A 22598-nucleotide genomic window follows, 5' to 3' on the forward strand; every position below is an offset into this window, starting at 1 on the left:
CCTATTTAAGTGATGTGCTGAAAAGGTTGCCGACACACAAAGTGACCCAAATTGAAGAATTGCTGCCGCACTGCTGGAAACCTAAATTGAATTAAAAAATAGGTATGGGATTCAGCGGACGCTTACGGAACAAATAATTTTAAATATTATTTGAAGTCATTAAAACCCACCCATCAAATGAGGGTACGCCTTAGTCTAAGAAATTAAAAAGCCCGGTAATTACCGAGCTTTTTAATTGGTTTTTTAGGAGGAAAGAGACGGGTTTGCTTTACGTTTAGCAGTGATAATATTCACCGTAATTGCGATGATGACCATGATAATGCCTACAATATCTGTAATGGTTTCTGGAATAATCATACACAGCGCACCCACACCTAAAAAAATACGCCAGAACCAGTTGAGATAAGTCTTGAAATAACCTTCAACTGCGGAGCCTAAAGCGAGAATTCCTATCACTGAAGTGACAGTAATACTCACTATAGTTGTCCATGCAGGAAAGGCAAATTCTCGAGCATTGACTGCAACATTGGTGGTATCAATCATCAGCATGGCAGGGTTATAAACGAATAAAAATGGAACAATAAAACCAGCAAGAGATAGTTTTAAGGCCTGAAACCCAGTGCGCATTGGATCACCGCCTGCAATTCCTGCGCCCGCAAAGGCGGCAAGGGCAACTGGTGGGGTGATGTTTGCAAATAAACCAAAATAGAACACAAACATATGCGCGACTAATACAGGGATATCAAAGTTTGCGAGTGCTGGTGCTGCCATGGTGGCAGTAATGATATAGGCCGGAATAGATGGAAGCCCCATGCCTAAAATCATCGATGCAATCATGGTTAAAAATAAAGTGAGAAAGAGGCTACCTGCACCTAAACTCATAATTGAAGAAGTCATTACTGAACCAAAACTTGTCAGACTTACTACGCCGATAATAATACCAACGACAGCACAAGCAGCCATCACAGATAATGATTGTTTGGCTCCATCAACGAGCGCATCTAAAATATCTTTTACACCCATTCGTGTTGATTTTCTTAAAGCTGCTACAAAGATGGTCAGGACGATGGTGTAGACAGCAGCATAGCTCACAGGAATATTTTGAAATAAGAAAAAGACCAGTGCCAAAATTGGAATAAGTAAATGTCCACGCTCTTTTAGAACTTCTTTTACTTTAGGTAAATCAGCTTTAGGTACGCCTTTCAGATCATCTTTACCCGCACGGAAATGAACTTGAGCCATGACGCCAAGGTAATACAATAAGGCAGGTAATAATGCGGCTAGTGCAATCGTGCCATAACTCACGCCAGTTGTTTCGGCCATAATGAAGGCACTCGCACCCATGACTGGCGGCAAAATTTGTCCACCGACGGATGCACTGGCTTCAACGGCACCAGCAAAATTCTTGTGATAACCAATTTTTTTCATCAATGGAATGGTAAATGAGCCTGTGCCAACAACATTGGCAACAGCAGTTCCATTAATACTGCCCATAAATCCACTTGAAATTACAGCAACTTTGGCAGGACCACCTTGTTTATGACCCGCCAATGCCATGGCAAGATCATTGAACAATTTCCCCATACCTGATTTTGCAAGAAAAGCACCAAAAAGGATAAATAAGAAAATAAAAGTGACGGATGCACCAATTGCCGAAGAATATAAGCCTTCGGTTTTTAAATACATATGTCCGAAAATGTCGCTGATTGTATAAGGGCGAGTAATTAATCGATCTGGCAACCAATCAAAGTGACTGATAAATGTATAGGTCAGGAAAATTAAACTTAAAATGGGCAGCATCCACCCCATGACCCGGCGAGTTGCTTCTATGACTAATACCACACTCATAATTGCAAACGCGATATCTAAGGTATTTGGAATACCACCTCGAGTGGTCATAATAGATTGATATTCTTTCCATAAATATAAAAAACTGAAGATGGAAAGCAAAGCCAAGAACCAATCGAGAAGTGAAATATGCTGTCGGGAGCTTGTTTGACGAGCTGGATAGAGTAAAAAAATGAGTGCTAGGCCAATAGCGACATGGGCTGCACGCTGTATTAACTCAGGTAAAGGATTAAACGTAATAAATAAATGAAATAATGAATAAAAGATCGCTACAAATGCAACAAAGTAGGTAACAGATTTGCTCATATTGATTCGAGTAACAGATTCCCGATCAAATTTTTCTAATATGGCTTGTTGTTGTTTCTCATCGAGTTGTTCTAATACAACTTTATCTTCTTTGGAATTCATAGGCATTCTCCAATCCACCAAGACTTCCATTTGGGTTGATATTGAACCGAGATGTTGACCAAACTATAGTCTGGGTAACTTTGAAAAATAGACCAAATTTTTTGGTCAGCGAGGATCGTGCCTTGCATATTTCTAGAAATCACCCAGTTGATTTCATCTATATTTTGATTGACCCGCATTCTAATCACACCATTTTTTTGAAACTCAATGGGATAATTTGAGGGTGTACCTGCACCAAATGAAATCAAATCGGTGTGGCGCAGTAAAAACTTATTCTTTTGACGCTGATATTGTTCAGACCAAGCCGTCTTTTCTACTGAATGCTTCCACTGTAAATCAAATTGATCAGTTGAAATTTTGCATATATCAGTTTCAACTCTAACCTGCGTATACAGTGTTGGATAGCTAGCATAGATTAAGAAGAACAATATAAAAAATGCAGTATAAACTGCATTTTTTTGAAGCTTATTATTTTTTAGCCACTTCATCATAGTAGCGTTTCGCGCCTGGATGTAGAGGCGCTACAAGGCCTTGTTGAGCACCTTCAAGCGTGATTTCTGTTGCTGCTTGGTGTGAAGTTGCCAATTGAGGCAAACTGTCAAAGAAAGTTTTTGTTAGTTTGTAGACATCATCATCCGATATATCTGTGCGAACAACTAATGCATTTTTAATTGCGGCAGTTTGAATGTCCGCAGTATTGCCATATGTGCCTTTTGGAATAATCATCGGTAAGAAATAACTTTGATCTTTAGCTATTTCTTTGACTTTATCTGCATTAATTGAAACTAACTGTAGATCAAAGCTTTGTTGAAGTTCCATGAGTGATGAATTTGGAATGCCACTAGTCAGGAATGCTGCATCAAGCTTGCCACCTTTTAAAGCATCAGCGGCTTCAGCATAGCCTAAATAATCAACTTTAATATCTTTATAGGTGATTCCAAAACCATTCAACAGTGTACGTGCATTTACTTCTACACCTGAATTTTGTGCACCTACAGCGATACGTTTACCTTTCAAATCTTCGATATTTTTGATCCCTGATTTTTTAGAGGTTACGATTTGTACGTAGTTGGGATAAAGCGCTGCGACTTGGCTGACATTCTCAACTTTACCATTTGCGAAACTTCCTGTTCCGTTCAGTGCTTCTGTTAAGCTGTCACTCATAACAAATGCCATTTCAACTTTATTCTGTTTCAGAAGGTTTAAGTTTTCGACGGATGCACCTGTAGTTTGAGTCTTAGAATTTACACCAAAGGTTTTGTTATAAATTTCTGCAAGACTTGTCCCAATCACATTGTAAGGTCCTGATGCCCCACCAGTTGCAATGGTTACGAATTTGGTTTGAAGTTTGTCAGATGTAGCAGTTTCTGCGCTTTTTCCTTCCGTGGTATTTTTTGAAGTAGATTGATCATTTGAGCAAGCAGTAATACATGCCAAAGTGACCGAGAGTAACGTGAGTTTTGTCCATTGGTTCATAGAAACGTCCTTTTACACATAAATTTTGAATATTGATTTGATGAATTTTAGTTTTAATTTCCACTACTCAATTGAACATAACTTAATCAATTATTTTTGAAAAGTATTTTTTTTGATTTTTAGTCTCCAATAAATAATTGCTATGCGTAAGAATGGCATGGGGCGGTATTGTTTATTTTAATAATATTTTGTTACGTGTAATAACTGTAGGGTATGTATGGGGTTTATGTGAATTTTCTATTAATAAATATAAGTTCAAACTATTTCTTTGAATTGTAAAGTGCTCTGAATGACTGTTCAGCTAAGGTTCTGTTTTTTCTATTTAAGTTGCTGAATTCATAAAATTAAATAAGGAGTTCTCTATAAGCGATATCTATTTTTATTTTGCTAATACGAAACAACTGAATTAATCTTCGCGGATTAAGTTTGAGGTCAAAGTATGATTTCATGGTTTTTTATTGGTCTAGTTATCAGTATTTTGTTAACGCCGGGACCAACCAATACGCTACTCGCATCTTCGGGTATTCAAGTTGGGCTACGTAAATCATTCCGACTCATTCCAGCGGAAGCCTTTGGTTATCTTATTTCGATTAGCCTATGGGGTTTTCTCATTGGTAAAATTTCCGTACATCTGCCTTTACTGCCGACCATTTTAAAACTGTTTAGTGCTGGCTATATTCTATTTTTGGCTATGCGATTATGGCGTACAGCAACTGTTGCTGAAAATTTTAATCAAAAGGGCATTCGTGCACGCGAACTTTTTGTTGCGACGTTATTAAACCCCAAAGCATTATTATTCGCATCTGCGATTTTTCCTGCATTGGCTTGGCAAAATGCGCAGTATTATGTAGCTCACATGCTGATCTTTTTGTTGTTGATCGTTCCAATAGCATTCTTTTGGACCTTTCTTGGTTCCGTTTTGGCATCGAATAAAATTAGTTGGCTCAATCAAGCCAATTTACAACGAACAGCATCGCTAGTCTTGGTCAGTTTTTCGATACCACTGAGTTATTCTGCGATTTTAAAACTCTAAAATGATTTGAAAATGACTAAATCCGCTTAGTTCGGCAAAGCTTATTTTCATTAAGTCGGATTTCAGTTAAAGTACCACGCAATAATTGATTTAAGTTTTTGGATAGAGATAAATGGCTATTAAGTCTGATCGTTGGATTCGCGAAATGAGCGAAAAACACGGCATGATTGAACCGTATGCAGAAAACCAAGTCCGTTATGATGAAAATGGCGAAAAGCTTATTTCGTATGGCGTGTCGAGCTATGGTTATGACGTGCGTTGTGCTCGTGAATTTAAAGTCTTTACCAATGTTCATTCAGCAATTGTTGACCCTAAAAACTTTGACGATAAAAGCTTTATTGATATCGAATCAGACGTTTGTATCATTCCGCCGAACTCGTTTGCACTAGCACGTACAGTCGAATATTTCCGTATTCCACGTAATGTGTTAACCGTTTGTTTAGGTAAATCAACCTATGCTCGCTGCGGTATTATTGTCAATGTGACACCTCTTGAACCAGAGTGGGAAGGTCACGTAACTTTAGAATTTTCAAATACAACCAACTTGCCTGCACGTATTTACGCGGGTGAAGGTGTCGCACAAATGTTGTTCTTCGAATCAGACGAAGTGTGTGAAACCTCTTATAAAGACCGTGGTGGTAAATACCAAGGTCAAACCGGTGTGACATTACCGAAAGCTTAATCCTTCGGATTGAGTTTAAAAAAGCGGGCGAATTAGCCCGCTTTTTTGTTGGGTCATTCATCGGAAAATAGACCATTCGGTGGGGAAGTTTTTGCAATTGAGTAATTATTCAGCATAATAAAAAGTTAAGTGACTGGTCTATCACAAGTCTCCATTTAAGGAATAAATGGACAATAACATCAAAGCCAGTTCTCAGGAATAAATATAAGAGAGATGCAGAGCATCTGATAAAAGGAAGGTCGAGATGACTCAATTCACCCAGGCTAAGTTATTCCGCCAGAGTTGCTTAGCAGCCGCAGTCAGCATGTTCGCTGCACCATCTGTTTATGCGCTTCAAGATTTATCAGATGAAGCACTTTCAGCCACAACGGGTGAAGGTGTTGCACTCACTTTAGAAAATTTCAAAATGGTCTTTCAAGGCCCAAATGACCGTTCTACAGCTTCTAGTTATGCGTCAGGTATGGTTGATCCAGGGAAAAACGATACAGGTTTTATTCGGATTATTCCTACTGGTGAAAACTATGAACAATTAGGGCAGCGTGCTTACGATAAAATCTACAAAGCAGCTTATGTTGATGCTTATCAGCAAGGCCGAGTTACGGGCTATAACGGTGTTTATGACTCAACTTTCTTAAGTTCTAAAAGCACTTATGAGACCAATAATGCTACACGTATTACCAATGAAACCATAACAACATATTCAACAGAATATCGTGGTCGATTAGTACAGTCTTATCTTGAATCGCCAACGATGAAGGCATATTACGATCAGCGTTATAAAGACTATTATAATGGGTCATCGTGGTTAATGGATTTCGAGGAAGATGGAACAACGAAAGAATCAATTACTCCAGGACTAAAAGAAAAGTCACAAACTGCTGCTTTAAAAAATACCTATGAAATGATTGAGTTACTATACGGTAACAATAGTACGGGTAATTTACCGACCACTTCGACTTTTTATAAAAATTATGTCTCAGGAAAAATTACACGTTCAAATATTATAGATACGACAAAAAATGCTCAGTTGAATGCCAAAGCGGCAGAAACCCTCAATCAGTTGGCAACGGACTATGCCAAGCTTGAAGCTCAAAAGGCGAGTGATTCAGCATTAGCAACTGTGAAAAAAAATGCTGAAATTACAGCAAAACAAATTGCCTCGACTGCGACCGTATCGAGCCTCAGATCGAAAGCAGATGTTTTTATTTATGGTTTAGCATTATCCAATAGCAAAGACAAAAATGGCAAAAGTTCATTAGCGACGCGCTATACAGACCAAGGGTTTAATTGGGGGACAGCTGAAAATCCGTGGCTTTTCCATGCGGGAAATCAAGATGTTGAACAATTTGCGAAAGATAATAAGGGGAATGTTGGTTACTTAGCCATTGAGGCACCATTAAAGAAAATTGCGGCAGATGATGCATCTAACAACATCAAACTTGGTTTGTGGATGGATGTATTTTCACGGTCTTTGAATTCAAGCAATGTTGTTGATCCGATTACCGGTGCGCCGACCAGTGGCTTGGATAAAGACTATCGTTTACGTACTCAAATTGTTGCGAATGGTTTGAGCTTCAATGGTTCACAAGTTCGAATTTTTCAAACCCTAAAATCAACCAATACCAATTACAACCAAACCTTAGGTTTAGCTAGCCTAATTCGTATTAACACCAACGATCGTGCTGAATCACTCAGTATTAATGATGGTGATTTGGATGCACGTGGCATACGTATTAGTACAGCTGCACGCTCTGAACTGGATGATGGTACTGCAGCGACACCAGCTATGGATCGGTCTGTTGCTCCGATTTTCCATGAAACGGAAGGCCTATACTTATATAGCCCAAACATCAATTTAGTTTTAGGCAATATGTATCAGCCCTTTATTGTGGGGTCGGAAGGTCGAAATATTATTTTGGAAGTAACACGTATACCTAACGTGCCTTCAATTTACAGTAAAATTTATACCTACTATACAGATATCGCTGGCAATACCACAGGTACATCAGGTTTAAATGCTGCAGATTTTAAAGGTTCAACCTGTAACGTCTATAGTTGTGGCACAGACTTAAAGGCCAATGCTTCAGATGCGACAGCACTGTATCAAGGGCGTGATGCAACACATAGTAGTATTGCGATCGGTACAGTAGAACGCTTGCCTGGTAATCTGCTGAATGCAAAAAGTACGGATACTGCGACAGGTGTAGTGTTTAAAGGTGTTAATGGACAAAGCACGAACTTAGGATCTGTTGCCATAGATGGCGTCTTGATTCAGCACTTAAAAATAAGAACAACAGGGCTGTAGGAGAAATTACATGTATAAAATTTTATGCGCTGTTGTTTGTGCTGCACTGACACAAACTCATGCAGGTTTAGTGTCTATGGATAATAGTGAACTTACCGCTGCAACGGGTCAAGGCGGTGCAGATCTCAGCTGGACACTTTCCTTAAATCATCAATATGCCAATGATATGTCAAAAAACAATATATCAATCATGGATGCGAATGGTAAAACGACTCAAGCTTTTTATGGATATCAATGTTCATCCAATGAATTTTGTCGGTTAGCACTTGCACCCAATAATCATGTGGATGCAAATGGTAATAAGAAATGGTTGGTGTTTAAACAGTTTCAAGGAACGTTACAGATCGATCAATTTTCACTGGATGGTGTGACGATTATCAATCGTGAAGGTAATCCACAAACGGCTATGCAGTTGACATTTTATGATGACAAGCCATTAAAAATCAGGAATTTAGGCTTTGCTACGTTGGCGGTGGAAACAGGGACGACAGGTAAGGAAGGTTATGAAAATACCAGTACTTATACGACCTATACCGAAAAGAAAGCTGATGGAACAACTTCAACTTTAGCAGTGCCTGATTTTGATCGTGGTTCAGAACAAGGATTTATGGGTGTTAATGTGCATGGCAACATGCACATGAGTGGAAAGTTAAACATCTTCAGTTTTAACTGCACTGGAAATGGTGCAGGTCGCTGTTAATCAGCTGTGACTGAATATAAGGATATTGTGATGAAAAAAATAACAACTTTAACGGCACTCGCAACCAGTATTTTACTTGCTCAACATGCCTATGCTTTTGAAGCGATGACCGATGAAAGCTTGGGTGCAGTTACTGGCCAAGATGGTATTTCGATTACCCATGAAGTTTCTAGAGTCAAAGTTGATCAGTTAAATTGGGTTGACCCAACTGACCAAAATAAGATGAAAATGGGTTTGCACAATGTACAAATAGATGGCGTTGGGCAAAGCACTATTACATCTAAATTAGATTTTGATGTTGGGACTACGGATGCTGGTGTAGGCATGCGTATAGCTGCAAGTGTCAGCCCATTTACGGCTGTTGCACAAAATATTATGCTGCTGTGTCAAGGCACAACGTGCCAAACGCCTACGCAAAATTTAGGTTCACTTACGATTGCAACATCTTCACCTTTAAAAGTATTACTTGAAACCAGCAATGGTCTATTTAACCGTAATGATACGGCGTATATGGAATTTCAATTGCAAAATGCCAGTATTAGTCATGGTATGAATGGACATAGCGTAACCTTAAAGGACTTTAACTTTAACTTTGCTGGTTCAGGTTATATGTATGTCGCAGCTGATGAAGGCATTGTTCTCACCACAAAATCCACAGGGAGCAAAGACCATACGGTCAATTTGGGGCGGGTCAAGGACACTTCAGATGTACATAGCTCACGTAGCGATGCCACAAACCCCGGCGTTAATATCGATCTACGTTACGGTACCGATGGTGGTGCACAGCGCAATTTAATTCGTATGGGAGCATCGGGTGCTGTCACTAATGCACGAGTGGCCTTAAATGCAAACCAAGAAGGAATCAAAGATTTTGGTTTAGCAACGAAAGCTTCAGGATATGAGTCTGTTGGTTCAGGTGGTTTACATTTAGGAGTGCGCGCGGATTTTACTTCAAAGGATGATCCGAGTCTTGTTGCAGGTCAAGCACCGACAACCTTAGAAATTGGCCATACGGGTATTGGTAGTTATGCCATTGAATTTTCTAATTTAACGTCTTTAGTTGCTGATAAAAATGCCTATATTGATTTTGGCGATATTTATATCAATACCATTCAAGCCAAAAGCCTTGATTTTCTGGTAAATGATAAATTAAAAGCGACATTAGGCTTAACCAATAATGTTTTAACCCAGAATCTGTCAAATCAAACGGCGGGTGGAAATTTTGCACTTGTGGCGATTCGTGGTATGGATTTTCAGTCCATCGCGCGTACCGCACGATTTATTTTTGATAACTCAATTGCTGCAATTGCAAGTAATGACAACAGTTGGGGGATTGGTATCCCGATTTATAATATGAATGCCAATGTTGCATTATCAGAGAAAAAATACAGTTATAAAAATGCGGCTGAAAAATCAGGTATTGGCTATAACCTTGTAATGAGCACAGATGGTTATGGTGTTGATAAAAAAACAGGAACACCAAGTACAACTTCCATTATTTTGATTGATGGTAAAAAAGGTATTAATGGTCAAGAAGTCAATTATTATGCAGGCTTACGAAACATCAATGCCCTTATTCAATCTGAAGGTGTGATTGGTTATGAAAATGATGGCATCTATGTACGTGCAGATAATTTATTGATTGCAGCTAATGCCGAGTTAGCGATTGGTCAACTTCCGGGTTCAACCTATAACTGTGCGACTACAGCTTCTGCCAAATGTGGGACTACAGTACCTTTAGATAATTTCTCTAAACGTGATGATGTGTTGACGAATATTGCGTTTAAACTTGATGGTAAAGGTGAGCTATTTATAGTGCCGGGTCTAAATGACAGTGCAGAAAATAATTATTTATCTTTCCGTGGAAGCTTTGAATTTAAAGCATTAACAGATGCTGAAAAGAAAGATCAAAAAGTTATGGGAAGCTATTTAAGTTTGATGAATGAAGATGTAAATGCCAGCGGTGTCGTTTCAGCTTCAAGTATCAATATTAATAAAATGCAGGGCGATCTAGGCTTTGATGCTCGAATTAAAATGAAACAAGATTCGGTAGAGTTTGATAATCAGGTGAAATTCAATCCAACCAATAATATGTCTAAAGCGTTTCGTGCAGAAGTATCGATGTTAACACATGGCAATATGCAAAAGATGGCGGATATTGCCCTAACAGGTGGAACAATGCGAAGTACGATGGGGATTACTCCACGCTAGTAAAATTAAATCAATAACAAATAAATAAAATAACGAACAGGGAATTTGTTATGAAAAAGAAGTTAATCAGAGGTTTGATCTTCTCGACATTTGCGATGAGTAGCTTATCTCATGCAATGATGACTTTAGATGATGAAAGCTTATCAAAAGTTGATGGTCAAGCATTACTCTCCATGGAATATACGCAGGGGTATAATTCTGTGGATGAGAGTGGACAAGCCGTAGACCAATCCAATGTCGGCTTTTATAAGCTTGGTTTAGAAGCTGAAATGGAGCTCAATGCCAATATTAAAAAGCTGCAATTGGGTTGTGGTGGTGCAAATGGCTCAGGTGCTTGTGATATTGATATTGATCATATTTCACTGAGTGGATTGCCTGCAAATAGCAATTATACGTCTGATGAACGTGCGGCAACTTCTGCTTTGTTGACCAATCCTTTTATCGAAATTGCAATTAAAGATCCCAAATCAGCTGCAACTCGTGAAGTGATGGGCTTTCGTCTGAGCGCTGAAAAAATTTCTGGGTTAATGACATTAGGTACAGAAAATAGTAATACACCCAATGGTATCAACACCTTTAGTGGGTATATGAAAACCAAAGCGTCTGCGGGTGTTGCAACAACTGCCGAGCGTGTGATGGACTATGCTTCTACGCAGCAATACATTGAAGGGGCTGTTAAGGGGACATTATTTGGTGCTGAAGTTGATCTACCGCTTCACTACAAATCAGATAATTATTCCTTTAATTTAAAATCAACCACAGCACCTTTTACAATTCCAGCCACTGTCGTGAGCGGGAATAGAATTAAGGATAATATTGCGGTATTAAAAGGCACAGGTACAGTTGATCGTCTAGATTTTAGTGGTCCATTAGAAGCTCAGATCTCTCTACTTGGGTTAAATATTAATTTGAATAAAGACGTAACAGGCTATCTTACTGGACTACAAACCGATATTACGGTAAATCAAAGTTTAGGTTTGATCCATGCACTTTATCTAAATAACCCTGCTTCGTTATCCTTACAAGCTCAAAAAATACTCTGGCCTGGTGCTGCAGTTGCAGCAGAAAGAGGTTGGTGGTTGGCGATGGAAGATGAAGTTGATTTGGGCAGTATTACACCATCAGATAAAGTGGCGATTACAGATGAAGTGTTGAAACAAACGATCGCTGGAATTAACCATGACTTAAGTACCAATGTTCGTAATTGTGGAGATTTAATCTTTGGTTGTGTTGCAGGTTCGGCTTTAGATGTTAAAGAAATTAAAAACCCGTCATTAATTGATTTCCCATTAAACAATTTAAAACTTTCTGGACAGGAGTTTCGTTCTAACTGCTTCGGCGGGCTGAAATTCTGTTAAGGCTTAAAGTATTTAATATAAAAAAATCCCGCACTTAGCGGGATTTTTTTATATTTAGCGCAAATTATTTTGCAATTTTCGCTACAAGGTCTTCTTTACTGAGGTTGCTTGATTCTTCATCACGGCGACCTTTGTACTCAAATGTACCAGCATCCAAACCTTTCTCACCAATAACGATACGGTGTGGAATACCTGTTAACTCGATATCAGAGAATTTAACACCTGGACGTTCATTACGATCATCTAGAAGAACATCATAACCAGCAGCAGTTAATTCTGCATACAGTGCTTCAGCTGCTTCTAACGTGCGCGGTGATTTATGCGCATTCATTGGCACAATCGCAACTTCAAAAGGAGCAATTGCAGACGGCCAAATAATCCCTTTGTCATCGAAGTTTTGTTCAATTGCAGAAGCAACAACACGGGTTACACCAATACCATAGCAACCCATAGTCACAACGAGAGGTTTGCCGTCTTCACCTAAGACTTTACAGCCAAGTGCTTCAGAGTATTTTTGACCCAACTGGAAGATATGACCAACTTCGATACCACGTTTAATCAAGATTGTACCTTGACCGTCTGGAGAAGGGTCACCTTCAACAACATTGCGCAGGTCATAAACTTCAGTAAATTGTGCATCACGTTCCCAGTTTACACCTACAGCATGTTTATCGACTTGGTTTGCACCTGCAACAAAGTCTGAAAGTACAGATGCTGCACGGTCAACAATAACCGTAATGCCTTTTTCAGTTAGGCCTTGAGGGCCACAGAAACCAGCAGTTAAGCCTAACTCAGCCAATTGTGCTTCAGTTGCAAAGGCTAATGGAGCAGCAATTAATGGGTGTTTTTCTGCTTTAATTTCATTTAGTTCATGGTCGCCACGTAGGAACAAGGCAACCACTGGCGCAGCTTTACCTTCTTCAGCAACACCTTGAACCAATAATGCTTTGACAGATTGAGCAGGGTCTGATTTAAGGAATTCAGAAACATCAGCAATGGTTTTTTGATTTGGTGTATCAACAATTTCAAGTGCTTTAGTTGGAGCAGAACGTTCACCTACTAATACTGCTTCAGCCATTTCTACGTTAGCAGCATAATCTGACTCTGTAGAGAATGCGATGTCATCTTCACCGCTAGAAGCAAGTACGTGGAATTCATGTGAACCCGAACCACCAATTGAACCTGTATCCGCTTGAACTGGACGGAAATTTAAACCTAAACGAGTGAAAATTTTGCAGTAAGCTGCATACATCTTGTCATAGGTTTCTTGTAAAGAGGCTTGGTCAACATGGAAAGAATAGGCATCTTTCATGATGAATTCACGTGAACGCATCACACCGAAACGAGGGCGGATTTCGTCACGGAATTTGGTTTGTACTTGGTAGAAGTTTGCAGGCAATTGCTTATAGCTTTTCAACTCATTGCGAGCAAGATCTGTAATCACTTCTTCATGTGTAGGGCCAAGTACAAAATCATTGTTGTGACGGTCTTTAAAACGTAATAGTTCTGGACCATATTGTACGAAACGACCTGATTCTTCCCATAAAGACGCAGGTTGAGTGACAGGCATCAGGACTTGAAGTGAACCAGCGCGATCCATCTCTTCGCGGATAATCGCTTCAACTTTATTTAATACGCGAACGCCCATCGGCAGCCAAGTGTATAAACCTGAAGCCAATTTACGAATCATCCCGGCACGAAGCATAAGCTGATGTGAAATAACTTCAGCATCGTTTGGGGTTTCTCTTAACGTTGCAAATAAAAAGCGACTCGCGCGCATGGAAACTGTCCTAAAAAATTAAGCGTTAAAGTGGAGAGTATACAATAAAAAATGAGGTGAACATTTTCCAAAGTCACCTCATTTTAGATTTTGTCATTATGACATGATTTTTTTGGCCTGACGTGCAAGGAAGTTTCGGAAATCATCCAAATAGGTAAAAATCACTGGAACAACCACGAGTGTCAGTAAGGTAGAGGTAATCACACCACCAATCACGGCATGTGCCATTGGCGCGCTTTGTTCACCGCCTTCACCCAGACCAAGTGCAAGCGGAACCATACCCATCACCATTGCGCTGGTGGTCATTAAAATGGGGCGTAAACGGGTTTTACCTGCTTCAATAATTGCGTCATAACGATCTACACCATGATCCATAGCTTTTTTAATAAAGTCGATGAGTAGAATTGCGTTCTTTGTCACCAAGCCCATGAGCATAATAATCCCGATAATGGAAAAGAGGTTCATGGTTGAATTAAATAAGAATAGGGCCAAGAACACCCCAATCAATGATAAGGGCAATGAAGCCATAATGGCTGCAGGGTGAATGAAGCTATTAAATTGTGAACCCAAAACAATATAAATAAATACAATGGAGAGAGTTATCGCCGTCATTGCATAACCCGCAGATTCAGCCATATCTTTATTGGCACCTTGCGTGACAAAACTATAACCCGGTGGCAAGTCGAAGTTTTTCTCGATCTCATTGATTTCGGCACCAATATCACCTGCGGGACGACCTGCCGTATTGGCTTCAACCATCACTTCACGTGCTAGATCACGACGGTTAATTTGTGAAGCACCCAATGTTTCTTCAAAGCTAGCCACACTTGCCAATGGAACCAAGATAGGTAAGCCTGTGGCATCGGTTTTTTGTGATGTGATGTACATGCTTTGAATGTCTGTTGGCAGTCGACGCTGATCTTCAGTGAGTCGTAAATTTACATCATAGGTTTCGCCTTTATCATCCTTCCACGTTGTTACATTATCCCCCGCAAGTAGAGGGCGTAATACATTGGCGATTTGATTGACGGATAAACCTAAATCACTGGCTAAAACACGATTGATATGTACACCTAATGTCGGTTTAGGTTCTTTGAGTGAGCTTTCTAAGTCGACAATACCGTCGACTTTCGAAATTTCTTTCATGAATCGGTCAGAAATGCGTTGTAACTCATCTAAGTCTGGGCCTTTAATCGAGATCATAACCGGCTTTTGACCGCCCGATACTGTTTCATCAGCTGAGGCAATCGAGGTAATAGTAATTCCTGCCACATGTTTTAAACGGGTACGGAATTCATTGTTGAGATCCGTTAAGGTTTGACTACGCTCTGTACGTGGTGAAACGGTGACACGAATGCTGGCATGGTTTTTACCGCGATCAGTGGCACTATTAATGGCACCATAAGTGGCTTTGACTTCTGGATGCTGGCGAATGATACGATCGACTTGCTTAAGCTTCGCCTGTGAATATTCAAGGGTTGCGTCAACTGGTGTTTCAAATTTGATCCGAATTTCACCTTTGTCTGGTACCGGTACAAATTCAGTTCCGATCAGTTTGGATAAACCCAATGCACCAAATAATGATGCGACGGCGATTAAAAGGGTAATGAGACGGAACTTTAAAGCAAGCTTGAGTAATTTTTCATAATGATGGCTTAGGTTGTCGAGTTTGCCCGAAATCCAGTTAAAAAAGCGTTTTATTTTGCCGGGCTTTTTATTTGGATCATGGCGCTCTGCCCAGTGAGCAGACAACATCGGGTCAAGGGTGAAACTCACAAACATCGAAATTAGTACAGCGGTACTGACGGTTACACCGAATTGATAGAAGAAACGCCCAATAATACCGCCCATAAATGCCACAGGTAAAAATACGGCAACAATGGTCAAGGTCGTGGCCAATACAGCTAAACCAATTTCTTTTGTACCGTCGAGTGCTGCGGTGACATGGTCTTTGCCCATATCGGCATGGCGGACAATATTTTCGCGTACCACAATGGCATCATCAATGAGTAGACCGATACTTAGTGAGAGAGCCAGTAGGGTCATCATGTTGATGGTAAAACCAAAAATCCAAACAAAGGTGAGGGTACCCAGCAGTGAAATCGGTAGGGTTAAACCTGTAATGGCTGTCGAACGAAATGAGCCGAGAAATAACAAAACAATGAAGACCGCAAGTACAGCACCTTCAATAATGGTACGTGCTACATCTTTAATGCTGCCACGAATACCTTTAGATGAATCAACCACAATTTCTGCGGTCGTGCCCTGCGGCAATTGCTGTTGAATTTTACTTAAGGTTTTACGGGTATTATCAACTACTTCAATCACATTAGAGTCCGAACTTCTCAGAATGTCGACAGCAACGGCAGTTTTGCCATTCAGATAGGCACTCGACTCCATTTCGGCTTGACTATCTTCTATTTCGGCAATTTGTTTGAGATAAATCGGCGCGCCATTTTTATTGGCAACCACTAAATCTCCGAATGAGTTTGGATGAATAACTCGAGATTTAATTTCGACCACCAATTCTGAGTTCTTTTGTTTTAAAGTTCCTCCCGGAACTTCAATATTTTCAGATTTTAAGGTGTTTATAACTTGATCGATCCCAATCCCGAAACTTTGTAATTTTTGTGGATTTACTTGTATTCGAATTTGTCGCTGCGCATCGCCCAATAAATTGACCGTACCGACACCAGGAACTGTTCTAAGTTGTGGTACAATCCGTTGATTCAGATAGGAACTCAAATCACGTAAAGACATGTCCTTCGATTCAAAAACAATCGACATAATCGCACTGGCAGTAGGGTCGTAGCGTTCTACAATCGGGTCATCAATTTCATCACGAAATTGTGCGGTTACTGGTGCAATTTTATCTCGAATATCTTGTGCAGCTACCGAGGATGAGACATCTAGATTAAATTCGACAATGACCGTGGATAAACCTTCACTGGACTGTGAAATCACTTGCTTGAGGCCAGAAATGGTATTGATCTGATCTTCAAGTTTCTTAGTGATTTCAGATTCGACAGACTCAGGAGAAGCACCTGGATAGTTGGTGTAGACCACAACAAAAGGGAAGTCGACATCAGGAAATTCCTCAACGCCCATACGTTGCCAAGAAGCGAGTCCTAGCACCATCAGACAGAACATCATCATGATGGTGAAAACAGGATATTTCACACTAATTCGGGTTAACCACATAACAACTGTCCTGCCTTATTCTTTTAATTTTGGCTGATACTTACATCTTGTTTGATATCTGAATCATTAAATTTAATTCGGCTGATCAGATCGCTATTTTGTAAGCCCTGAACAATCGCGGTGTTGTTGCTATAACTCTGATTCAAAATTTGTACAGGTACTTTGGCAATTTTATTTTGACGTATGACCCAGACATAAGGTTGGTCTTTTAAACTTTGAATGGTGTCGAGTGGAATTTTTTGGCCTGAAATATTATCCGTGCCTAAGATGTGACCTTCGACAAAAGCACCAATACTTAATGAAGTAATAGTTTCATTTGGGGCTGCAAAAAATTCAATTTGACGACTGGCTTGATCGGCAATCGGTGAAATCCGGCTAATTTGTGCTGTGAGTAAATTGCTATTACCTTGGATGCTATATTCAATCTTTTGTCCAATTTTCAGCGCTGCTTGCTGATCACTTGGTAATTTGGCTTGAATTTCTAATTGGTCTGGATTGACGATTTCAAAAAGGGTTTGTCCGGCAGCAACCGTTTGTCCCGGTTCAACATCACGCTTGGTAATCACGCCTTGGATAGGGCTATAAATGGTGCCGTCTTGATTGGCTTTACGTGCAATATCGACATTGGCTTGTTGGGCGCGAACATTTTCCATTTGAGCTTGGTAATCGACACGACTTTGTTCAAACTCTACTTTGGAAATAAAGCCTTGATTTAGCAAGCGCTGTTTACGTTCCATCATCAGTTTAGCTTGATTGGCTTGAGCTTGCGTGGATGCGAGGTTCGCTTGAGATTGAGCAAGACGTGCTGCATTGTCTTGATTATTTAAATGCACTAACACTTGGCCTTTGCTGACACGTTGCCCGACCTCTGCATTAACATTGGTTGCAGTCGCAGTGACTTGGGCTTGAATACTGCTCTGATTGACCGCCCGAATGGTACCTGTAAAGGCAGTTTTTGAAATGGCGTTGCCTTGTTCGATCGTCACCAGATCTTGTTGAATTAATTCAATCTTATTTTCTGGTTTTACACTTTGCTGCGGATCTTCTTTTTGACATGCAGCCAAAGTCAGGCTTATGCAAAGCAGGCTAAGCTTTAAAAATGGGGATGATTGCTGTGCAGATTGCATAATGGTCCTTATATCAGCGGTCTACAAAAGCAATTGAATAACAAGTTTATTCCATCGCTTTTAAACGCGTAATAATTCTGTCGTATTCAGCTTCTGTATTTCGATAGCGAGTTTGTAACGATTGAATGTATTCTTTTTTCGCCACCATATTTTTTTGATTATTATCCAACATTGTTTTTAATTTTGCCGGAACGGTTTCACCTTTTCGAAAATGTTCACGTTCTTGGCGAACAAATAATACACGATCATTTTGTAATTGTTTTAATTGTTCTTGTTCAAACACGATCTGTTTACGTATACCAGTCAGTGCATCACGCTTTTTAATGGCCGCAGTTCGGCTATTGGTATAGGCTTTTTTAAGTTTGATATCTGAAGCTTGCTGACGTGCTTGGGCAGCACGCTGAGGAGCTTGTCTAACGTCCGCTTCAGCATTGTAGGGGCGGTTACGTTTAATCACTTGCATATTTTGATCAAGTGCTTCATAACCATAGCGGATGTGATTTGGTGTCACATTGGTACTGATGTTTGCTATGCCTTTACTGTCATAGTAACGATACCAAGTCGCCTTTTGTGGTTGCTGCGTATTGGTTGGTGCAGCAAATAAAAGCGGGGTATAAGCCAGTAAACAAGTCGTCAGAATGACTTTTTTTGAGAAATGTTTAAGGCCAATCAAGTGAATTTTTTTTGTAAACGGACTCAACCTTGTACTCCCCAGTTTAAAGTTGACTAAATTACTTATTTTAAAGTAATAATCTTGCTATAATATGCTTAATTAAGACAATTAAATACTATTCCAAGTTAAAAAAAAATCGTTGGTCATCGGAAAGTGTGAAGCAGTTAATAAAAACAAGAAATCTTGTGTGTTTGCGCAGAAAATGTTCATTGAAAACGCAAGTAAAGATATGTTAAAAATGTTCACAACTTGTAAATAATAATGCTGCTAACTTAATTGTTTGTACATCCTCAATGGGTAGGGTCAATAAATGGACGATAAATTCCAAAATCTAAAAGTCATGGTAATTGATGATTCAAAAACCATTCGTCGTACGGCCGAAACGCTGCTTCAGCGTGAAGGATGTGAAGTCGTCACTGCTGTAGATGGTTTTGAAGCACTTTCAAAAATTGCAGATGCGAATCCAGATATCGTATTTGTCGATATTATGATGCCACGTCTTGATGGCTATCAAACTTGTGCCCTGATTAAAAACTCTCAAAATTATCAAAACATTCCTGTGATTATGCTTTCAAGTAAAGACGGTTTATTTGATCAGGCGAAGGGTCGTGTTGTGGGTTCGGATGAATACTTAACGAAGCCATTCAGTAAAGATGAATTGCTGAATGCAATCCGTAATCACGTTACAGCTTAATTAGATTTTTTATTTTTTTGGGGAAAAAGCATGGCACGTATCCTAATCGTTGATGATTCACCAACAGAAACTTTCCGTTTTAAAGAAATTTTAGGTAAACACGGATTTGAAGTGATTGAAGCTTCAAATGGGGCAGATGGGGTGACAATGGCTCAAGCTGAGTTACCAGACTTGGTCTTAATGGATGTGGTAATGCCGGGTGTGAATGGTTTCCAAGCAACACGTCAAATTGCACGTGGTGCGACCACCAAACATATTCCGATTGTCATTGTAAGTACCAAAGATCAGGCAACTGACCGTGTTTGGGGTAAACGCCAAGGTGCTTCTGATTATCTAACTAAACCTGTAGACGAAAAACAATTAATTGATGTGATTAAGCAACACCTCAATGCAGGATAAAGCTCTATGGCAGCAAATGGATTTATCGAATTACTTCGAATCGCAAAACGAGGAAACAAAAATTATGTTTCCACTGAAAATGAAGTAAACCGATGGTCAGGCATTGCTTTTGAGATGATGGGGCAATATTACGTTGCTCCTTTAGGTGAAGTAGCTGAAGTGATCTACCCACCAAAATATACGCCAGTTCCCAATACCCAACCTTGGGTGATGGGACTAGCCAATATTCGGGGACGCTTACTTTCTTTGTCTGACCTAGCACAATATATAACCGGTCATCGAAGTAGTTTTTCATCCACTCAAAAAGTTTTATGTATTAGTCATAATGACCATTATGTCGGTTTGGTAGTCGATCAAGTTTTGGGTATTCAACACTTTAATAAGAAAAGTTATTTTTCTAAACATAATGAGTTGGATCGAAATTTACAGGAATATTGTCAGGGGTATTTCCACCAGCATAACCAGCAGTGGAATGTATTTCTCTTCAGTCGTTTACTGCAAAATCCAAAATACATGAACGCATCTATAAAATTTATAAATTAATTGTCGCGCACGAACGAAAGAAGGCGTAATCGGGGAGAAGCTGAATGGGCTTTAAACTTAAAAAGAAAAATACGGGTGAAAGCACCAGTGGTCGTAAAGGCGGTAATGCTTTTCTGGCAAAACTGCAATCACAGACAGATCAATTATCTCGAGTTTTTGGTGATAGTGAAAAATCCAAACCATTTATTTATGGTGCGATTGGTTCATTAGTACTGGCAACGATCATTTTATTATACCTATTCTATAGCGTTCCTCGCGGTAACCAATTAACGCAAAGTTTGGGTGAACTCCGTCTTCTTTCGCAAACAATTTCGCGTCAAGCAACTGAGGCAACTGCTTCAGGTACTGAAGATGCAATGAAAAAATTAATTGCTTCTCAAGATTCGTTCAAAGAAAACTTAGAAACTGTAAAAGATATTCATGCAAATACCGATGCGCTGAAATCTGTAGATACGCAGTGGGCTGAAGTTTCAAAAAGTATTGACTTGATTACTTCGCAACAAAAAATCATTAACAAGTTATATGACACGAACATCGCGATTGGTGAAACCATTCCGGGGATTCAGGCTGAATATAACTTGATGGTCGACCAAATGGCACGTCAAGACATGCCTTCGAACCAGGTGGTTATTGCGAAAAACCAAGTATTCATTGCAGAACGTATTTTACGTTCGATCAGTTCGGTACTTTCAGGTTCTGATAGCTCACGTGAGTCTGCGGATGACTTCAGTGCCGATACTGAAACCTTCGGTTTGTACTTAAATGCTCAATTGGATGGTAGTACAGAGCTTGGTGTACAACGTATTGAAAGCCCTGAATTACGTGAGTCACTTGAAGGTATTAAAGCTGAATATGATGACGTATTGAAATCAGCGGCTGCGACGATTTTGAAAAACTCAACGCAAATTGTGAACGTACGTAAAGCATCTTCACAAATTTTTGCTGAGTCAGACAAATTGTTGGGTAACCTAAATCAATTGTCTTCTAGTACTGGTCTGAAAACCATTTTACCTGCGGTACTGTTGATTCTTGCTTTAACTGCCTTCTTGATCTGTGTGTTCAAACTTCTTTCTTTACGTGGTCAATCGGATAAATTCCGTGTAACTCGTCTTCAAGAAGAATATGACCGTAACCAGAACGCGATTTTACGTTTACTCGATGAAATTGCCGATCTTGCAGACGGTGACTTACGTTCGTATGCGACGGTATCTGAAGACTTTACTGGTGCGATTGCCGACTCGATTAACTTCGCAATCGACCAATTACGTGACCTTGTATCGCGTATTACAGAAACTTCTCAAGAAGTTGCGCAATATACGGCGAATACGCAGGGTATTACCAACCAGCTTGCAGAAGCATCTGAACATCAGGCGCAAGAGATTGCTGGTGCATCTGCCGCGATTAACGAAATGGCAATGTCGATTGACCAAGTATCTTCGAACGCTGAAGAATCAGCTGTTGTAGCAGAACGTTCTGTACAAATTGCTGCAAACGGTGCAGATGTCGTAAACCGTTCAATTGAAGGTATGGACACGATTCGTGAACAGATTCAGGAAACTTCAAAACGTATTAAACGTTTGGGTGAGTCTTCTCAAGAGATTGGTAACATTGTCGCACTGATTAACGATATTGCCGACCAAACAAACATCTTGGCATTAAACGCAGCAATTCAGGCGTCGATGGCAGGTGAGGCAGGTCGTGGTTTCGCCGTGGTAGCGGATGAGGTACAGCGTCTTGCGGAACGTTCAGCGTCTGCAACCAAGCAGATTGAAGGCTTGGTAAAAACTATTCAAACGGATACCAACGAAGCTGTAATTTCGATGGAACAAACGACCTCGGAAGTTGTACGTGGTGCGAACTTGTCTAAGGATGCCGGGGTAGCACTGGATGAAATTCAGTCTGTATCGAGTAACTTGGCGAAACTGATTGCAAACATTTCGGATGCTGCAAAACTTCAGTCTGCTTCTGCAGGTCATATTGCGACAACGATGAACGTTGTACAAGAAATTACCTCGCAAACCACCAGTGCAACATTTGATACTGCACGTTCGGTATCTGAATTGGCGAACATGGCTGAATCATTACGTGAATCTGTATCTGACTTTAAACTCCCAGAGTAAGTCAGGCGCAAACCTGCAGTACCTTAGCTACGGCTAGGGT

Annotated in this window: 18 protein-coding genes; 11 read left to right on the forward strand and 7 right to left on the reverse strand. The window is 40.0% G+C overall.

The features are described 5' to 3' along the window. Nucleotides 1–95, forward strand: a 95-nt coding sequence (locus tag FTU83_RS12940) for a transposase domain-containing protein (RefSeq protein ID WP_151778716.1), incomplete at its 5' end; no start/stop codon positions are given. 148 nt (nucleotides 96–243) lie between these two features. On the opposite strand, the gene FTU83_RS12945 is transcribed toward FTU83_RS12940, so the two are convergent. Genes FTU83_RS12945 through FTU83_RS12955 form a run of 3 tightly spaced genes read right to left on the reverse strand, consistent with a single transcriptional unit; the run spans nucleotide 244 to nucleotide 3732 of the window. Further along, the gene (locus FTU83_RS12945) at nucleotides 244–2256 is read right to left on the reverse strand and encodes a TRAP transporter permease (RefSeq protein ID WP_180063268.1); all 2013 of its coding nucleotides are present in this window, start codon (nucleotides 2254–2256) and stop codon (nucleotides 244–246) included. Beyond that, a complete protein-coding gene (locus FTU83_RS12950; RefSeq protein WP_227591861.1) occupies nucleotides 2253–2747 on the reverse strand; it encodes a DUF1850 domain-containing protein in 495 nt (164 codons plus the stop codon). The genes FTU83_RS12945 and FTU83_RS12950 overlap by 4 nt, the downstream gene beginning before the upstream one ends. Next, a complete protein-coding gene (locus tag FTU83_RS12955) occupies nucleotides 2725–3732 on the reverse strand; it encodes a TAXI family TRAP transporter solute-binding subunit (protein WP_168379308.1) in 1008 nt (335 codons plus the stop codon). The genes FTU83_RS12950 and FTU83_RS12955 overlap by 23 nt, the downstream gene beginning before the upstream one ends. Before the next feature lie 439 nt (nucleotides 3733–4171). On the opposite strand from FTU83_RS12955, the gene FTU83_RS12960 reads away from it, so the two are divergent. The 6 genes from FTU83_RS12960 (at nucleotide 4172) to FTU83_RS12985 (ending at nucleotide 12021) form a co-directional block, all read left to right on the forward strand. Then, on the forward strand, nucleotides 4172–4765 hold the full coding sequence (locus FTU83_RS12960) for a LysE family translocator (RefSeq protein WP_078192265.1): 594 nt from the start codon (nucleotides 4172–4174) through the stop codon (nucleotides 4763–4765). 112 nt (nucleotides 4766–4877) lie between these two features. Continuing rightward, nucleotides 4878–5447 carry a dCTP deaminase gene (gene dcd, locus FTU83_RS12965; RefSeq protein ID WP_005008040.1) on the forward strand — a complete coding sequence of 190 codons (570 nt, stop codon included), beginning with the start codon at nucleotides 4878–4880 and terminating at the stop codon, nucleotides 5445–5447. Between the two features lie 244 nt (nucleotides 5448–5691). Continuing rightward, entirely contained in the window at nucleotides 5692–7752 is a 2061-nt protein-coding gene (locus tag FTU83_RS12970; protein ID WP_180106806.1) for a hypothetical protein, read from the forward strand. Nucleotides 7753–7762: 10 nt separating this feature from the next. Next, nucleotides 7763–8452 carry a hypothetical protein gene (locus FTU83_RS12975; RefSeq protein ID WP_111884916.1) on the forward strand — a complete coding sequence of 230 codons (690 nt, stop codon included), beginning with the start codon at nucleotides 7763–7765 and terminating at the stop codon, nucleotides 8450–8452. Between the two features lie 30 nt (nucleotides 8453–8482). Continuing rightward, on the forward strand, nucleotides 8483–10663 hold the full coding sequence (locus FTU83_RS12980; RefSeq protein WP_180106808.1) for a DUF6160 family protein: 2181 nt from the start codon (nucleotides 8483–8485) through the stop codon (nucleotides 10661–10663). Between the two features lie 50 nt (nucleotides 10664–10713). Beyond that, nucleotides 10714–12021 (forward strand): hypothetical protein, encoded by a 1308-nt coding sequence (locus FTU83_RS12985; RefSeq protein WP_180106810.1) that lies wholly within the window; start codon nucleotides 10714–10716, stop codon nucleotides 12019–12021. A gap of 64 nt (nucleotides 12022–12085) precedes the next feature. Here FTU83_RS12985 and FTU83_RS12990 read toward each other — a convergent pair whose 3' ends face one another. From FTU83_RS12990 to FTU83_RS13005, 4 genes are all read right to left on the reverse strand, one after another. Then, entirely contained in the window at nucleotides 12086–13801 is a 1716-nt protein-coding gene (locus tag FTU83_RS12990) for a proline--tRNA ligase (RefSeq protein ID WP_180106812.1), read from the reverse strand. 96 nt (nucleotides 13802–13897) lie between these two features. Continuing rightward, nucleotides 13898–17002: an efflux RND transporter permease subunit gene (locus FTU83_RS12995; RefSeq protein WP_180106814.1), complete on the reverse strand. Its 3105-nt coding sequence runs from the start codon at nucleotides 17000–17002 to the stop codon at nucleotides 13898–13900. A gap of 23 nt (nucleotides 17003–17025) precedes the next feature. After that, the gene (locus tag FTU83_RS13000) at nucleotides 17026–18129 is read right to left on the reverse strand and encodes an efflux RND transporter periplasmic adaptor subunit (protein ID WP_180106816.1); all 1104 of its coding nucleotides are present in this window, start codon (nucleotides 18127–18129) and stop codon (nucleotides 17026–17028) included. 46 nt (nucleotides 18130–18175) lie between these two features. Next, complete coding sequence (locus FTU83_RS13005; protein WP_373683064.1) at nucleotides 18176–18769, reverse strand: hypothetical protein; 594 nt, start codon at nucleotides 18767–18769, stop codon at nucleotides 18176–18178. A gap of 343 nt (nucleotides 18770–19112) precedes the next feature. On the opposite strand from FTU83_RS13005, the gene pilG reads away from it, so the two are divergent. Genes pilG through FTU83_RS13025 form a run of 4 tightly spaced genes read left to right on the forward strand, consistent with a single transcriptional unit; the run spans nucleotide 19113 to nucleotide 22558 of the window. Then, complete coding sequence (gene pilG / locus FTU83_RS13010) at nucleotides 19113–19496, forward strand: twitching motility response regulator PilG (protein WP_078191060.1); 384 nt, start codon at nucleotides 19113–19115, stop codon at nucleotides 19494–19496. Between the two features lie 30 nt (nucleotides 19497–19526). Next, entirely contained in the window at nucleotides 19527–19895 is a 369-nt protein-coding gene (locus FTU83_RS13015; RefSeq protein WP_078191059.1) for a response regulator, read from the forward strand. A 6-nt stretch (nucleotides 19896–19901) separates the two neighbouring features. Continuing rightward, on the forward strand, nucleotides 19902–20438 hold the full coding sequence (locus tag FTU83_RS13020) for a chemotaxis protein CheW (protein WP_180106818.1): 537 nt from the start codon (nucleotides 19902–19904) through the stop codon (nucleotides 20436–20438). A gap of 44 nt (nucleotides 20439–20482) precedes the next feature. Then, a complete protein-coding gene (locus tag FTU83_RS13025) occupies nucleotides 20483–22558 on the forward strand; it encodes a methyl-accepting chemotaxis protein (RefSeq protein WP_180106820.1) in 2076 nt (691 codons plus the stop codon). The last annotated feature ends 40 nt before the right edge of the window (nucleotides 22559–22598 follow it).

Source organism: Acinetobacter sp. YH12152, from assembly GCF_013418285.1.
Taxonomy (GTDB): domain Bacteria; phylum Pseudomonadota; class Gammaproteobacteria; order Pseudomonadales; family Moraxellaceae; genus Acinetobacter; species Acinetobacter amyesii.